The organism is Bradyrhizobium sp. UFLA01-814, assembly GCF_046718885.1.
Classification (GTDB): Bacteria; Pseudomonadota; Alphaproteobacteria; order Rhizobiales; family Xanthobacteraceae; genus Bradyrhizobium; species Bradyrhizobium elkanii.
Window position 1 is genome coordinate 1 of sequence record NZ_JAQOSR010000110.1, and the last position, 15,533, is coordinate 15,533.

Annotated in this window: 15 protein-coding genes and 1 pseudogene; 7 read left to right on the top strand and 9 right to left on the bottom strand. The window is 62.8% G+C overall.

The genetic code is table 11. The features are described from left to right. A pseudogene (locus tag PMN64_RS28290) lies at positions 1 to 276 on the top strand (aminotransferase); the annotation flags it as partial. A 169-nt stretch (positions 277 to 445) separates the two neighbouring features. Here the strand turns inward: PMN64_RS28290 and groEL are convergent. Further along, positions 446 to 1,681 carry a chaperonin GroEL gene (gene groEL / locus PMN64_RS28295; RefSeq protein ID WP_411783031.1) on the bottom strand — a complete coding sequence of 412 codons (1,236 nt, stop codon included), beginning with the start codon at positions 1,679 to 1,681 and terminating at the stop codon, positions 446 to 448. Between the two features lie 256 nt (positions 1,682 to 1,937). Here groEL and PMN64_RS28300 point away from each other — a divergent pair, with 256 nt between their 5' ends. Beyond that, positions 1,938 to 2,093, top strand: a complete 156-nt coding sequence (locus PMN64_RS28300; protein ID WP_225646119.1) for a hypothetical protein — start codon at positions 1,938 to 1,940, stop codon at positions 2,091 to 2,093. Between the two features lie 63 nt (positions 2,094 to 2,156). Here the strand turns inward: PMN64_RS28300 and PMN64_RS28305 are convergent, their stop codons facing one another. Continuing rightward, positions 2,157 to 3,107: an oxygenase MpaB family protein gene (locus PMN64_RS28305; protein ID WP_411783054.1), complete on the bottom strand. Its 951-nt coding sequence runs from the start codon at positions 3,105 to 3,107 to the stop codon at positions 2,157 to 2,159. 315 nt (positions 3,108 to 3,422) lie between these two features. Here PMN64_RS28305 and PMN64_RS28310 point away from each other — a divergent pair, with 315 nt between their 5' ends. Further along, positions 3,423 to 5,021, top strand: a complete 1,599-nt coding sequence (locus PMN64_RS28310; RefSeq protein ID WP_411783032.1) for an FAD-binding oxidoreductase — start codon at positions 3,423 to 3,425, stop codon at positions 5,019 to 5,021. 184 nt (positions 5,022 to 5,205) lie between these two features. Here the strand turns inward: PMN64_RS28310 and PMN64_RS28315 are convergent, their stop codons facing one another. Further along, the gene (locus tag PMN64_RS28315) at positions 5,206 to 5,361 is read right to left on the bottom strand and encodes a hypothetical protein (protein WP_411783033.1); all 156 of its coding nucleotides are present in this window, start codon (positions 5,359 to 5,361) and stop codon (positions 5,206 to 5,208) included. 477 nt (positions 5,362 to 5,838) lie between these two features. On the opposite strand from PMN64_RS28315, the gene PMN64_RS28320 reads away from it, so the two are divergent. After that, positions 5,839 to 6,483, top strand: coding sequence for a hypothetical protein (locus PMN64_RS28320; protein WP_411783034.1), 645 nt, complete (start codon positions 5,839 to 5,841; stop codon positions 6,481 to 6,483). Positions 6,484 to 7,046: 563 nt separating this feature from the next. Here the strand turns inward: PMN64_RS28320 and PMN64_RS28325 are convergent. From PMN64_RS28325 to PMN64_RS28345, 5 genes are read right to left on the bottom strand one after another with little or no spacing between them, the layout of a single operon-like run. Further along, positions 7,047 to 8,189, bottom strand: coding sequence for a CaiB/BaiF CoA transferase family protein (locus tag PMN64_RS28325; RefSeq protein WP_411783035.1), 1,143 nt, complete (start codon positions 8,187 to 8,189; stop codon positions 7,047 to 7,049). After that, on the bottom strand, positions 8,186 to 9,199 hold the full coding sequence (locus PMN64_RS28330) for an NADPH:quinone oxidoreductase family protein (RefSeq protein ID WP_411783036.1): 1,014 nt from the start codon (positions 9,197 to 9,199) through the stop codon (positions 8,186 to 8,188). The genes PMN64_RS28325 and PMN64_RS28330 overlap by 4 nt, the downstream gene beginning before the upstream one ends. A 2-nt stretch (positions 9,200 to 9,201) precedes the next feature. Further along, the gene (locus PMN64_RS28335) at positions 9,202 to 9,975 is read right to left on the bottom strand and encodes a crotonase/enoyl-CoA hydratase family protein (RefSeq protein WP_411783037.1); all 774 of its coding nucleotides are present in this window, start codon (positions 9,973 to 9,975) and stop codon (positions 9,202 to 9,204) included. Positions 9,976 to 9,996: 21 nt separating this feature from the next. Beyond that, a complete protein-coding gene (locus PMN64_RS28340) occupies positions 9,997 to 10,776 on the bottom strand; it encodes an ABC transporter substrate-binding protein (RefSeq protein WP_411783038.1) in 780 nt (259 codons plus the stop codon). Further along, the gene (locus PMN64_RS28345) at positions 10,661 to 12,400 is read right to left on the bottom strand and encodes a CoA transferase (RefSeq protein ID WP_411783039.1); all 1,740 of its coding nucleotides are present in this window, start codon (positions 12,398 to 12,400) and stop codon (positions 10,661 to 10,663) included. The genes PMN64_RS28340 and PMN64_RS28345 overlap by 116 nt, the downstream gene beginning before the upstream one ends. 48 nt (positions 12,401 to 12,448) lie before the next feature. Here PMN64_RS28345 and PMN64_RS28350 point away from each other — a divergent pair, with 48 nt between their 5' ends. Further along, positions 12,449 to 13,129, top strand: a complete 681-nt coding sequence (locus PMN64_RS28350; RefSeq protein WP_411783040.1) for a TetR family transcriptional regulator — start codon at positions 12,449 to 12,451, stop codon at positions 13,127 to 13,129. After that, entirely contained in the window at positions 13,126 to 14,178 is a 1,053-nt protein-coding gene (locus PMN64_RS28355; RefSeq protein WP_411783041.1) for a hypothetical protein, read from the top strand. Before PMN64_RS28350 ends, PMN64_RS28355 begins: the two co-directional genes overlap by 4 nt. Here PMN64_RS28355 and PMN64_RS28360 read toward each other — a convergent pair. Next, on the bottom strand, positions 14,126 to 15,256 hold the full coding sequence (locus PMN64_RS28360; protein ID WP_411783042.1) for a class I adenylate-forming enzyme family protein: 1,131 nt from the start codon (positions 15,254 to 15,256) through the stop codon (positions 14,126 to 14,128). The two genes, PMN64_RS28355 and PMN64_RS28360, sit on opposite strands and share 53 nt — an antisense overlap. On the opposite strand from PMN64_RS28360, the gene PMN64_RS28365 reads away from it, so the two are divergent. After that, a complete protein-coding gene (locus PMN64_RS28365) occupies positions 15,255 to 15,518 on the top strand; it encodes a hypothetical protein (RefSeq protein WP_411783043.1) in 264 nt (87 codons plus the stop codon). The genes PMN64_RS28360 and PMN64_RS28365 overlap by 2 nt on opposite strands. Positions 15,519 to 15,533 lie beyond the last annotated feature (15 nt).

Below are 15,533 nucleotides of genomic sequence, written 5' to 3' on the forward strand. Positions count from 1 at the left end.
GCATTGATGACGTTATTCATCGAGGGGCTTGCGCTTCAGCATATTGAGGGACTGCGGTCTGCAGATTTGATTACGCCATGGGGCGCTAAGGCCCAGCACGGCAATTTCCTGACCTTCCAGACGCGGCGCGCAGACGAGATTGAGGCAAAACTTGCCGAAGTCCACGTGCACTGCGATCACCGCGGCGACCGCCTTCGCTTCGGTTTCGGGATTTGCACGAATGCAGCGGACCTCGATCAGGCACTGGCGAGAATCCGGCGTGTGATTGGCAGCTAAAGCCCGTCCGGCGCTCAATGGTGCGCAGTCTGCGGTTCTGCGCGTTCTTGCAGCCAGAAGCACCCGCGTCCGCGAGGGCTTGAACGGCTTCATCGGGAGCAGGCCGACTCGTCGATATGCCGACCATCAATGATGGAACGCCCGGTGCCGGGGCGACCGGGCGCGCTCATCAGAAATCCATCGGCGGCGTGGCTGGCGCGTGTGCTTCTGACCTCTTTGGCTTTTCGGCGACGAGGGCTTCGGTCGTGACCAGAAGCGAAGCAATCGAGGCGCCATCCTGCAGCGCGGTGCGGACGACCTTTGCGGGGTCGATCACGCCGGCCTTGACCAGGTCCTGATATTCGCCAGTCGCAGCATTGAAGCCCCAATTATAGCTCTCGTTCTCGAGCAATCTTGCGACCACCAGTGAACCGTCTTCGCCCGCATTCTCAACGATCTGGCGCGCCGGCGCCTGGAGCGCGCGGCGCACGATGTCGATGCCCGCCTTCTGGTCAGAGCTGGCGGTCTTGATGCCCTTGAGCGCCTTCTGCGCCCTGAGCAGCGCCACCCCGCCGCCGGGCAGGATGCCTTCTTCCACCGCCGCACGGGTCGCATGCAGTGCGTCGTCGACGCGGTCCTTGCGCTCCTTCACCTCGATCTCGGTCGCGCCGCCGACGCGGATCACCGCGACACCACCCGCGAGTTTTGCCAGACGTTCCTTCAGCTTCTCGCGGTCGTAACACGGACAGTTTTTCTCGTGGATCAGGATATAGGCGTCCTCGAGCTCGACCCGCATCTTTTCGGGATTGGTAACAAAATAGGGCGAGACATAGCCGCGGTCGAACTGCATGCCCTCGACCACCTCGAGCTCAGTGTTGAGGCTCTTGGCCTCTTCCACCGTGATGACGCCCTCATTGCCGACCCTCTTCATGGCATCGGCCAAAAACTTGCAGATCTCAGCGTCGCCATTGGCGGAGATGGTGGCGACCTGGGCGATTTCTTCGTTGGCGGTGACCTTCCTGGCGTGGCTCTTGAGGTCGTGAACGATCGCATCCACGGCAAGGTCGATGCCGCGCTTCAGATCCATCGGGTTCATGCCTGCGACGACCGATTTGGTGCCTTCCTTGACGATGGCCTCCGCCAGCACGGTCGCTGTTGTGGTGCCGTCACCCGCGACGTCGCTCGTCTTCGAGGCGACCTCGCGCACCATCTGCGCACCCATATTCTCGAACTTGTCCTCCAACTCGATCTCTTTCGCGACGGTGACTCCGTCCTTGGTGATGCGCGGCGCACCGAACGACCTGTCAAGAACGACGTTGCGCCCCTTGGGACCGAGCGTGACCTTCACGGCGCTGGCCAGAACATCGATGCCGCGCAGCATCTTTTCGCGCGCCTCTGTGGAGAATTTCACGTCTTTGGCAACCATGATGCGAACCTCCTTCTCCCTGAAATGATCTTCTGCGTCTCGCGCTAAGCCGCCCATTCGGCAAACGTGCGGTGCACGGGCATGCGCTCATTCAGTGGACGGAACTGCTTGCATATCCTCCTTGAGGGATTAGCCGTCACAGGATAGCAGCCGGAAACCGGCCCTGGGGCGAATTCGACTTATGAAGAAGGGGATCCGTTCAAGAGGATGGGCCCAAATTTTGGTACTCCAAAGGGGCCGGGCAAGGCCATGAGCGGTGCAGCCACGCTTCGTGATCGTGTTGAGCGACCAGCCGCAAGGCGGCATCAAGTTCCGAAAGCGCCGTCCACCGGTCGCGTACGGCTACGAGCGTCCGGGCGATCGCCAGCTCTATTGGGGCTCGCCGACGAGGAGTCCGTTCTCGATCTGGTGAGATTGGGATCGCGGCAGGCGGTAGTCGGCCGCATCCGAACGGCCGCGGCTGCCCGGGACAGCTTCACCTGTTCCAGCGGTTATCCGACCGCGGTCGTCCTATCCAGGCCCTGTTCAGGCACCGGGTTGTCCAGCCCAGCTGCGGCGCTCCCAGCAGTCGGGCTTGAGCTTCCTGGTAGGGGCCGACGTAGCGAAGCTGGGTCGGTATTTTGGGATAGATGCGTCGTATCCGCGCAACGGCACGCTCTGCGGCCTTCCTGTCGCGTTCGTCAAAGACAAATCCGAAGCCGGTGCGCAAACGGTCCGGCAGCAACTCGGCACTCAGGGTTTGATACCAGCGCGGCGGCCGCAACCATGGCCGTCCACCGGCGAAGATCTGTCGGGCCACCTCGCGCGCGGCGGTGCTGACGGACAATGTATCCGATTGCATCATCGCGGCGGTGTAGGCCGCGAATGAATCCCAATCAGCCGGCAAGTCGCTCGACGTCAGCCCGAACAATGCCCCAAGCAGCCTACTTTCGGCCCAATAGCGCTCGCGCTCTTCGACCGAGAACGGAGGCAGGATCAGGTCGTGGACGGCCAGAGCGGTGTCGACGAGGGTCGCGTGAACCCAGCGCAACGCTGCGACCTCGTTGGCGCGGTAGGGCGAGCCGCTCTCGAACGGACCGATTGCTTCGGGCAGGCGGCCGACGATCATGGTATGGCGGTGGTGCAGGTGCCGGGCAGCGGTAAGGGCCGCATCGAGCGAGCCGAACACCATCGTAAACACAACGTCAAAGGTTCGATGGAAGCGACCGATCGGATCCGCGAAGGTCCGCGAGTGCTCGGCCACGGCGGCGGCGACCCAGGGATGCGCCAGCTGAAGCAGCAAGGCGCGGCCGGCGCCCAAAAAGGTGATGGCTTCCCGGTCGATCCGCCAGGTTATCGAGCCTGGACCAAAAATGCCCTCGGCCGGTCCGGCGGCCCGAGCCCGGACGAAATCAAGAGCAAGCTCGAGGTCACTTTCGGAGACCAAATGCGCACCTTCCGAAGCAGACTCCACCGGTCTTTCAGCAAGCCAAGGCTCTCTCGAAATTGTCGCATGATCTCCACCCGCGCGGAATACGGCGGCCTGGCATTTGGTCGTACCCCATGCGGGTAAGACTGAGCCGAGTGCCGCGGCTGCTGCGGCGCCGTTTGCTGAAGAAACTGCCCCCCGCCGCCGTCTTTCATGCTCCCGCTCGAAAGCGTATTGTTCCGATCGAACGAGCTCACTCTGCAGCGCTTTCGTTCAGAGCGTATCTTGTTCTTCGATTCAAGAAACTCTCGAAACGAGACACGGGGAACGCTCATGACCGGCACAAGGCTGAAACATTACGGCTGGGGACGGGAAGGCGAAGGCATGAGCGCGGATGAGCAGGCGTTTGTCCTCGGCCGCTACCATGCCAAGTTTGGTGCTGGCGAATTCGACACGGTCACTGTTCCCGGCCTTGAAGAGCTGTCCTTGCGGGAGCCGCGCGTGGTGCCGCCAGGTTCGCTTACGCCGTTCTGCACCACCGAACGCTACGACCGCGCCGCGCACACTTACGGCAAGTCCTATCCGGATTACGTCAGGGCCATGCTCGGCGACTACGATTGCGCGCCCGATGTCGTGGCCTATCCACGCAACGAGTCGGAGATATCGGCTGTCATGGACTGGGCGGGGTCCGTCGGCGCTTCGCTGACGCCGTTCGGAGGCGGATCGAGCGTATGCGGTGGCGTCGAGCCGCAGGCCGATGGCATCAAGCACAAGGCGGCCGTCACGCTCGACCTGCGCAATCTCTCCAAGGTCGTCGAGGTCGATCCGGTCTCGCGCGCCGCATTGATCGACGCCGGCACCTATGGCCCATCGCTGGAAAACCAGCTCAAGCCGCACGGGGTCACGTTGCGGCATTTTCCGCAGAGTTTTGAATATTCGACCCTGGGCGGCTGGATCGCGACGCGATCGGGCGGCCACTTCGCCAGTCTCTACACCCATATCGACGATTTCGTCGAAAGCCTGCGTGTCGTGACGCCGGTTGGCGTCGTGGAGACGCGCCGGCTTCCCGGTTCGGGTGCGGGGCCTTCTCCCGACCGCATGTTCATCGGCTCGGAAGGAATTTTAGGCGTGATCTCGCGCGCATGGATGCGATTGCAGCGGCGTCCAAAATTCCGCGCCGGCGCATCGGTTCGCTTTCGCACTTTCTTCGATGCCGCGCGCGCGGTGCGTGCGGTCGCGCAAGCCGGCCTCTATCCCTCCAATTGCCGCATCCTGGACCCGCAGGAGGCGTTCAACACCGGTGCGGCCGACGGCAGCTCCGCCATCATGGTGCTGGCATTCGAATCGGGCGATCATCCCCTGGACGCCTGGTTCAAGCGTGCGCTCGAATGCTGCGCCGACCACCGCGGGACACCAGAGCCCGCAGAGACCGGCGACGCGCATCTCGAAGGCGCGGCAGGCATCTGGCGCAACGCGTTCATTCGCATGCCCTATGCGCGCGAATTCCTGACGCCCGCTGCCCTTATCAACGATACGTTCGAGACTGCCATCACCTGGAATCGGTTCGAAAGCTTCCACGATCAGGTCAAGGCAGCAACCGAACGCGCGATTCTGCAAGCGACCGGGGTGAAGGGTGAAGTCACCTGTCGCTTCACCCACGTCTACCCGGACGGGCCCGCGCCCTACTTCTCCTTCCACGCGCGCGGTCGGCACGGTGCGCTGCTCGCGCAGTGGCAGGCCATCAAGGACGCGGCGAGCGACGCGCTGATCGCGGCAGGCGGCACCATCACGCATCACCATGCGGTTGGCCGCGATCATCGGCCCTGGTACGACCGGCAGCGGCCACCGCTTTTTGCCGCCGCGTTGCGGGCCGCCAAGCGTGAACTGGATCCCCGCGGCATGCTCAACCCGGGCGTCCTGATCGATCCTTAAGGCGCGTGCCGTTGATGCACGTGAGGTGATCCAAAGTTCACGGTGGAGACCAAGCAAGAAGCTAAAGCGCGATGATGATTGATCCCAATCTCATCGCGCTTTAGGGGCATCCGCATTCGAAAGGCGCGGGGAGGAGGCGCACCCTCGCAGTTGCGGGCCACGATCGCCGTCTCTCATGCGAGAGTCAGTCGCGTTCGAAGATCTTGGCGCCGGGATAGACACGCCTGGCGTAAGCAACAACCAACTCCCGGTCCTGGGTCTCAAGGAACGGTGTTCGGATCTTGCACGACCCGACGACGAGGTGCCACAGGCCGTTGAGCTTCTGAATGAAGACGTTCATGTGTGGTCCTCGAAGAGCCATTCCGGCAACACTTGTTTGCTTGGTGTCCGGCTCGCGCTCTTGCAGACGTTTGCGCGTCCGGTCGGAGTAGCCGCAAGTATAAGAATCCTCCGCGGTCGCTCAATTGTACGAGCGTAAGCCCAAGCCATGAAAATGGATGAAAGGAGCTATACGAAGGTATGGCGATGACTGTGCTGGAGGTACAGCGCGTTGCGCACCGGAAGCGCTGATGATCGTCACGACTGCGAGACCACAGGGACATCCCGTCGGCCCGCATGGACTTCCGAGGAACCCCAAGGGGCTGATAACGAGGGTTGCCGAAAGGCCACAAGCGGACCGAAGCGCGCTTGTCTCCGCCCACGACTCCCCATTTCCGTCAATTTTGATCGCCATGTCAGGCGTGGATGTTTTTGCCGAAGCGTGGCGAGGGAAGTCACGCGATCAATTCTTTCAGTCAAAGTGATTTGCAGAACGCCGATGAAAAACGCTGCGCTGTTTGGCTTGTTGGCCGCGGGTGTTTGGTTCCACGACAGCGCGAGATGTCAGACGTCGCTGGCTCAGCCGCTTTCGCTTGCTCCGCCGCCGCCGTTGAGTGAACAGGAGGCGGCACCTCCGGCCGCCACCAACAGTGTTTGGCCGCCGATGGCGGCACCCAGCGTGTCGCCGCCGCGAGCGGCTGGCAAACGTCCCACGCCATCAGCAAAGAGCAATGTTGGGTCGTCACCGGCGACGGATGTCGTTCCGCCGCCGGCGGAGACCGCCAGGGGTTCGGTTCCACCCCGAGCCGCAAAAGATGCGCCGCCACTGGCATCCGGCGCGGGCGCCCCACCATCTGCCACTGTCAAGGACGCGCCGTCGGCGTCCGACGACGTCTCGCCAGCACCGGTGATCGACAGGCAGCGGCCGTTGGCCAAGCCGGGCACCGATTACGATGGCTTTAGCGTCGGCATTGTCGACGACAATGACGCGTCAAGCCGGACGACGCGACCCGTCAGGTCGCACCCGGCAAAGCAGTCCAAGCGCGGTCAAGAAGCGGATCGTGTCTCTGGGCAGCAATCGGTCGATCCCACGGAAGATGACAAACTAAAGGGCAAGCTCACGATTTGCCGCGGCTGCAAGTAGCAGGTCGCCGCTCCGGTTGCGTTCGTCAATTGGCCCACCGGACAGCCGATCCCAACGCCGCGCCGAACACAGGCCCCGAAGCTTCTTATAGTTTGCTGGAATGGCCGTTGTTTGGCTGTAGCTAGCTCAAACTTGCCCATGATGGAGAGTTAAAGTTTTTCAGATGGTTAGAAGGCCGCGTGTGCACAACGTGTGCACCAGAAGATCAAGAAAAATCTATCGAGGGTAAGTGCGGATCGGCGTTCATTGGGTGCGTGAGCCCTGCACAAGTTTCGATAGGTTGGTGAGTCAGGCGCAAGGGTAGGGGGTGACACACAACTTGAGGGCGGTTCGTGCTCAGGCGGTGCTCAGTGTTCGGTCTACGCCGGAGTTCTGCCGATCAAAGTGAAGAGAAAGATTGAGCAATGATGTCGGGGTTTCGAGTCGCCCACCCCGCTAATACGACTCCTCACATTCCTTTCACCCGATTTGGATGAGCTTCTTGGCCGACCAGCGCGTTGCGTGCAATACGCCGAGGGAATGCCATGACAGACCGTCGATATCCGACCTCGGTGCCAATCGATCTAACTCCAGCCGCCTGAAAGGATGGCTGCGGAATCCTGTCCGACATCCGGAGCCGGACGCAGACGCCCCTCGAAGTCCGCCGCCCTTCCCGGAGTTCGTGCCGTCACAACGTCGCCGACCCTCGGCGTTTCTGTGCGCAGCGAGCCGAGGGTGGCCTCGACCTGTTCGTTGGCTACCCACTCAGAAGGGCTCAGAATTCGGTCCGCGATGAGATCCGACGCATGAAGTCTTTTGAGCCATGACGCCGTGGTGTCGATCGGGAACACCTTCTGAAGTTCGGCGGCGAGTTCGTCGGCGCAATCGGCGCGCAGCGCGAAGCTGGCGAACCGCGGATCCCTGGCAAGGTCCTCCCGCTGCAGGGCGGAGCACAGCCGGCCGTACTGCGCCTCCGTCACGAGAGTGACCATGATCCAACCGTCGCTCGTCCGGTAGCTGCCGGCTGGCACGTTGAGGAGACGAGGCGCGCCGCCTTCGAGAACGTGTTCCGCGAACTTGTGACCAAGCAGCGCTGCGGTCGATTGCGAGAGGCTGACGTCGATGTGCCGGCCATTGCCGACCGCATTGCGGGCAAACAGCGCGGTCGAAATGGCCTGAAATCCGTATAGACCGGTGCAGACGTCGGAAAGCGTGGCCCCGACCCGATGCGGGATCCCGTCGGCGCCCACGTTGACCGCGACAAGGCCGACGAACGCTTGGCCGACGGAGTCGGAGCAGGGGCGCTGCGCGTAGGGGCCGTCCTGTCCGAAGCCGCTGATCGAGAGATAGATGAGGCGGGAATTGTCGCGGCTCAGCGCATCGTATCCGAGGCCGAGGCGATCCATCACCCCCGGACGGAAGCCCTCGACCAACACGTCAGCTGTTGCCGCCAGCTTGCGCGCGGTGGCGATTGCCTCGGGCTTCTTGAGGTCGAGAACGAGGCTGCGCTTGCCACGGTTGTAGACGGCCGACAATGCCGAATGACTGCCGTAGGTCGTACCCAGACGACGCGACCAATCGCCTTCAGGAGGTTCGACCTTGATCACGTCGGCGCCGTTCGCGGCGAGGAGATAGCCCGCGTACGGCGAAGCCACGCCCTGACCGAAGTCGAGGACGCGCAGTCCGCGAAACGGCGCTTCGTGGGTTGGCTGCAAGGACGCGGTCATGTTCGTTGCTCCGGTATCAGGACGATCTTGCCGACGACCTCCCGGCTTTCGACGCGGCGCATCGCTGTAGCGAAGTCCGCGAGCGGCAGCGAACCGTCGACGGGCGCGCGTAATTTTCCGGCTTCGAAGAGGTCGAACATCTCTCCATAAAGGATGCGGACCTTCTCACGCAGCGCGACATCCGCCTTAGTCTTGCCCCACGCCATATAGAATCCCCAGTACAGACCGATCACGGTGAGGTTCTTCACCAGGACTATGTTCGCGGGAATCTCCGGAATGCGGCCCGCGGCGAAGCCCATCGGAATCAACCGCCCGAGCGGAGCGACGCAGCGCAGGGACTCGTCGAAAATGTCGCCGCCCACTGGATCGAACACGACGTCAGCGCCGCGGCCGCTGGTGATCTCAAGCACGCGATCCCGGAATCCGCCAGTGCGGTAGTCGATGGCGTGATCGGCACCGAACCGCTTCGCCGCTTCGATCTTCCGTTCGCCTCCAGCTGTCGCGATGACCGTTGCTCCCAAAGCGCGCCCGACCTCGACGGCGGCCAAACCACTGGCGCCCGCCGCGCCGTGGACGAGCAGGGTCTCGCCGGATTGAAGGTTCGCGCGCCACTTAAGGCCGGCATAAGCCGTCGCGTAGATGGTCGGGAAAAGTGTCGAGCCTTCGAAGCTCAAGGAATCGGGGATACGGAAGACATTGGCCGCATCGACGATCGCTTCCTCGGCGAACCCGCCGGAAGGAAGGCCGGCGCACACGCGGTCGCCGATCTTGAGATCGGTTCGGACGTCGGGCGCGATTTCGCTGACGACGCCGCCGATCTCGGTGCCGGGCACGAACGGAATACTCGGCCGGTTTTGATGCTTGCCGGCGATGAAGAGGAGGTTCGCGAAGCTCACGCCTGCGGCTCGTACCGAGATCCGAATGGTGCCAGCCTCGATCGCCGGAGGAGTGGTTTCATCGTAGACGAGTTCGTCGATCCCGCCGAAGCTATGTCCTATCACCGCGCGCATCGTCAAATCTTTCCCACCTGACCGTGGCGGCCGGCCCCAGAGGCAAAGCGACCGGCCCCGGCCTGCGCTTCCTTGGCGCGTGCTTCGACGGAGAGTTCGGTCTCCAGAGCGATGGCGTCCTTCTCAGACAGGTTCCACTGGCGGATCGCTGACATCCTGTCTGACCGCATCGCGATCTGTGGAAACGCCGATATCTGATGCGCGAGCTCCACCGCGGTGCTCAGCGCCTTGCCCGTCGAAACAAGGCGGTCGGCGAGCCCCATCGCAAGCGCTTCCGCGCCGGTGACCTTACGTGCCGTCAGCAGCATGTCTAGCGCTCGGCCTGCGCCGACGAGACGCGGCAAACGGACGGTCGTTCCGTCGCTCATTGGGACGCCCCATCGCCGGGAGAGAACGGCGAAGGTGGCAGTCTCCTCTGCAACGCGGAGATCGCATCTAAGGGCGACACCGAGGCCTCCTGCGCAGGCGTAGCCCGCAACGGCGGCGATGACGGGCTTCGACAGTATGCCATGGCACGGGCCATCCGGATCGCCGGCCCATGGTTTGTATTCGTGGCCCGCGGCGAGCTCCTTCAGATCCGCGCCCGCGCAAAAATGCCCACCGGCGCCGGTCAGCACGGCGACGGCCTGGCTATCTTCGCGGTCGAAGTCCCGCAACGCCTTCGCAAGCGCCGCGGCTGTCTCGTTGTCGAGAGCATTGCGGACTGCCGGACGATTGATGGTGATGACCGTGATCGGCCCGTCGTTCTCGATCAACAGCTTCGGATCGTCCGCCATGTCTCGATCAACCTCCTCAAGTCAGTGGGTCTTGAGCAACGGGCATTCACTTTCCTCGACTGGCCGCCAGGCCTTATCGCCGGGGATCGTCGCGACGATCTTCCAATAGTCCCAAGGACCCTTCGATTCCTCAGGCTTCTTGACCTCGGTCACGTAGAGGTCGCGCAGCAGGCGACCGTCGGCCCGGATCCTGGCGCCGTGGGTGAAGCCGTCTTCGACAGGCATCTCGCGCATCATCGCCGTCACCTTGTCTGCGTCATCGGTGTTCGTCGCCGCGACCGCTTTGAGATAGTGCAGGACAGAACTGTAGACGCCGGCTTGAACGATGGACGGCGGCCGGCCCATCTTGTCCCAGAAGCGCTTTGCGAACTTTCGGCTACCGTCGTCGAGATCGTGATAGTAGGTCGTCGACGAGATCAAGCCTTGTCCGTCCTTCAGACCCATGGCGTTTACGTCGTTGATGAACATCAGGAACGTGACGACCTGCGTGTTCGGGCCGATAACCTTGTATTCCTGCGCCTGCTTGATGGCATTGCTGGTGTCGCTGCCCGCGGTCGCCAGCGCCATGACCTTGGCGCCAGATCCCTGCGCCTGAAGCAGATACGATGAGAAGTCGGGCGTATCCAGCGGTGCACGGACGCCGCCTACCATTTTGCCGCCGCCGGCCTGGATCCGCTTCGTCGCTTCAGCTTCCATCGACTTGCCGAAGGCGTAGTCCGCCGTGATGAAGAACCAGGTGTCTCCGCCGCGCTTCAGGACGCCCTCCGGGGGCGCCGCAGCGAGCGCGTAGGTGTCGTACATCCAGTGAAAGCTGTAAGGCGAGCAAGCCTTCGGTGATCTCCGCCGTCGCCGGGCCCGACAGCAAGATGATCTTCTTCTTCTCGCGCGAGACGTTCTGCATCGCCAGAGCCGCCGCGGACGAGCCGCCGTCCGCGATTACATCGACTCCTTCCGCGTCATAGGCCTTTCTTGCAAGGTTCGATGCGATATCGGGTTTGTTGGCGTGGTCACCTGAAACGACCTCGATCTTCGCGCCGGCGACCTTACCGCCGAAGTCTTCCGCAGCGAGTTCGGCAGCGACGATGGATCCCTTGCCCCCCGCATCGGCATAGATTCCGGTCATGTCGTTGAGGATGCTGATGCGAACGACATTGTCCGATACCTGGGCGAGAGCCGAGGACGACATGAAGCCTGCGACCAGGGCAGTCCCCAATGCGGCGATTGATTTTCTTTTCATCGTCTTCTCCCTTCGGTTTTTTGCCTGAACGATCGCGCCGTCTTCGACGAAACGATCGATCTCTGATTGCGAATATCCGTGCTCCGCGAGCACCTCCGTGGTGTGTTCGCCCAGCCGGGGCGGAGCGGGCAGGCGGGTGCCTGCGGCCGACGTGCCGGGGAGCAGCGTAAGGGGCAGCCCTTCGAATGCGCCGCCCTGCAGCGTCGCCTGCAGTCCCGAAGCGCGGACGTGCGGATCGTCGAGAAACTCTCGATAGCCCTGCACGGGACCGCACAGCACGTCGTGCCGTTCGAACGTCTCGATCCAGTACACGCTCGGCCTGGTATGGAGGATACGTGCGACTTCCGCCGTGATCTCGCCTGCATGGTCGAGACGTCCAGCTTCCGTCACGAATCTCGGGTCCAGGATCCAATCCGCCTTGCCTAGCGCCTTGCAGATGCCGTGGAACATCGCGTTTGACACGCAGGAGAGATTGATGTGTCCGTCCGCAGTCGCGAAAGTTCCGATCGGCACACTCAAGGGCACATTCGGCTGACCGCGGCGGTGCAGCGCGTCGTCGACGATCGGCGTGGCTTGAAAGGCCGCGGCGACCTCGACTAGCGAAATTTTGACGTGCTGCCCGCCTCGCTTCGTGAGGCGGCGATAGAGGGCCGCGCCTACCTGTTGCGCTGCATAGACGCCGGCAGCCGTGTCGACGGCCAACATTCCGATGCGTCGCGGCGTGTCTTGCGCGTCGCGATTCATTTCCATCATTCCGGTAAAGCCTTGAATGATGGTGTCGGTGGCTGGTCGCTTTTCGTAGGGGCCGGCCCCGAAACCGAGAATCGAGACGTAGATGAGAGCCGGATTGTCGGGCCGCAACTGGTGGTCAGCGATCTGAAGACGATCGACGACGCCCGGCCGGAAATTTTGGATGACGATGTCGGTGCTCTTGGCGAGCCTCACCAAGAGGGCGCGCCCTCGCTCTCTGGTTCCATCAATGCAGACGGCGCGCTTGCCGATGTTCGGAACCAGACTGAAAGCCGTGTGCCCGTCAACGGCACCGCCGATTGCGCGCGCCCAGTCGCCCGACGGAGGCTCGACCTTGATCACCGACGCGCCACCTCGCGCGAGGATCGCGCCGCAGTAGGGGCCGGCATAGCCCTGGCTGACGTCAAGCACGCGTAGGCCGGCGTAGTCGTCCAGCATGGCGGCCTCCCTAGATACCGAGTAGTATGTTGCAGGATACCGAGTAGTATGTTTGACTGTCAACATCGTTCGAGGGAGAGCAGGTCGTTGAGCAAGATAGGCAAGGTCGAAGCAGGGGAACCGCTAGTCGACCGACGCGTCGAAGTTCTGGACGCAGCCGCGCGCGCGTTCATGAGGCAGGGATTTGCCGCGACTTCGCTTGACCGGGTGAGCGACGAGATCGGCTCGACCAAGGGCGCGATCTATTACTACTACCGGAGCAAATCCGAGCTGTTCTTTGCGGTCCATCGCCGTGGGATGGAGTTGACCAACGCGGCAATCCGCCCGCCCTTCGAATTGCAGGTCGCCCCGCGAGAGCGGCTGCACGGCATGGCTTTCGCGCACACGCTGCTAGTCATCGATCACCTTCCGTACCTCCGCGTGATCGCCCAGGGACTGGAAATGCATCTGCTCGAGCGCACCAACGAAAGCGAACGAGCGGAGCTCGCGGAAGTGGCGGCGCTGCGGGAAGCCAACGAGAATCTCTACATTCGCGTCATCAAGGAAGGCGTGGCGTCTGGAGACTTCCGCAACGTCGATGCGAAGCTCGCGGCCAAGCCATTGCTCGGGGCGCTCAATTGGACGTCTCGATGGTATCAACCTCGCGACGGCGAGACGCAGGCAAACAAGAAGAAGCTGGCTCAATCGATCGCGGATTTCGTCACGGCTGGCCTGGAGGCGAAGAAGTGAAGACAAAGAGCCACGAAACAGGCGCTGATGTCGCAGCGTATCGCGCCATAGACTTGATTTATCACTCCTACCTGACTGGCCTCATTCTCAAGGTGTCGTCGCAAGCGGGGCCGCACCGCGCAGCAGAAATCGTATTCCGTACCTTCCGCCGTCAACAACTGGCCCGCTTCCTTCCCGGTCTGAAGAAACTCGGACTTGACGGTTTGCCGAACGCAGTGGCCTGCGCACAGTATCACTACCTGTCCAATCAGGTCGGCGGCGTGAAGGTCGAATACGTCTACGAAAGCGACAAAAAGGCGTGGGTCCGGTACCCGCCGCCGCGATGGATCTGGTCGGGTACCGCGATCTGCGGGATCCCTTCCGACGTATCGCGCGCCATGCTACGGGGATGGCACGCCAACAACGGCGTCGTTCTCGGCAATCCGCGACTGGGTTTCGTCTGCACCGGCCAGACCGTCGATGGGCAGCCCGGGTTGGAGGGTTACTACAAGGAGTGGGATCACGACCTGGCTCCCGAGGAGCGGCTGCAGTTCTCGCCGGGAGAGCGTTGCCCGGCCTTCGATCCGGAGCGTGCGCCCAAACTTCCCGAAAATACCTGGCCCGAAGAACGCCTGCTCAAGGTGCTACGCAACTACTCGATGGAGTACGTTACTTCGATCGTCCCGGAGGCCGTCGTTACTCTCGGTCCGGACGAGGGCGGGCATCTAGCTGGCGCAGCGGCCAGGCTGACCGGTATGCATGCTTTCGACGAAGTCGCGACGCACCTCGGCGGCGTCGAGCCGGGCGCCGCCGGCTTCGCGAAGGCGTTCGCGCGGATCGCGCGCGGGCAGGGCGACGACGCCGAACTGAGCCAGGACGGAAACGGCTTCACCGTCCGTCAGACGTCGTGGCGTCTGATGTCGGAACGAGAGAACCTCTCGCCGTCGGTGTTCGACGCCTGGAATGAACTCTGGGTCGGCGCCGCGCTGGCGCACGATCGGTTCATGAGGATCGACGTCACTGAGCGGCGGGATCGGGGCGACGCATACTGGGCGTGGCGCTTCCGCTGAAGGTCGTTCGCCAGTCCAGTTTGTCGAGCGCGCCGGCGGCCAACGCCTCTCGCAGCCTGAATTTCTGGACCTTGCCGGACGCAGTCAGCGGAAACTCGGTACAGGCGAACCAGAGCGTCGGCGATTTGTGGTGCGCCATCGCCCCGCGGCAGTGCTCGATCAGCTTCTCCGTGCATCCGTACGCGTTCGGTGACAGGCGGACGGCGGCCGCTACGACCTCTCCCCACTTTTCGTCCGGAGCCCCGAACACTGCGATATCGGCGACGTCGGGATGCCGCAGAAGGCAGGCTTCGATCTCGACCGGATAGATGTTCTCTCCGCCGCGGATGATCATGTCCTTCAGCCGGCCGGTGACGCGCAGGTACCCGCGCTCATCAAGCGTCCCAAGGTCACCTGTGCGCAGCCACCCGTCCGCCGTGATGGCCTGGCGCGTGTCCTCGGGCGCTTCGAAATAGCCAATCATCGTCTGATAGCCGCGGACCTGAATCTCGCCCTCGCTGCCGATCGGCCGCACCCGCAGATCGATCGGATCCGCGATCCGCACTTCGACATTCCAGAGCGGCTTTCCGACGGTGTGGACAAGCTCCGTCTCGGGGTCGTCGACGCTTGTCTGGGCGACAATCGGGCTGAGTTCAGTCTGGCCGAAGACTGTAAGGACAGAAAGACCGAGCGCTTCCTTCACCCGCCGATGTATCTCTGGGCAGACCGGAGCGCCTCCGGACAGCGCGACGCGCAACGACGAAAGGTCGCGCGGTGCGGTCTTCATAGCGTCGATCAGCGCGAGCAACATCGTCGGAACTCCGAATATGATCTCGGCTTTTCTCGCTTCGATAGCCTGCAGGACCGTAGGCGGATCGAAGAACAGCGGTAGAATCAATGTGGCGCGTGAAGTCATGCATCCGAGAACGCTCATCACAGATCCCGCCGTGTGAAAGAGCGGCATCGGGCTGAGCAAGACGCCGTTTTCCAGTCCGGCCTTGGCCGCGATGTAGCTCGCGTTCGTCACCAGGCCGCGGTGATGGAGCAGGGCGCCCTTGGGACGGCCTGTGGTCCGGACAGTACTGGATCTGCGCAGCATGTCCCGGGTCGATCTCGGGCAGTTTCGTAGCTGGCGCGCTCCGGATCTCCTCGAGCCACCCTTCGAAGGAGTAGCACTTGAGGCCGATCTTCTCCATGTCGCGGGCGACGGCGCCGATGTCGACGCCGCGGAAGCTCGACAGATGGAAGAGGGCGGAGGCCTTGGACTGACGCAGCACGAACTCCAGCTCGCTCGGCTTGAATGCCGGATTGGCTGTCACAAGGATCACGCCAGCGAGCGCGCGATAGCCTTGGGAAAGTAAGCCAAGCAATAGACC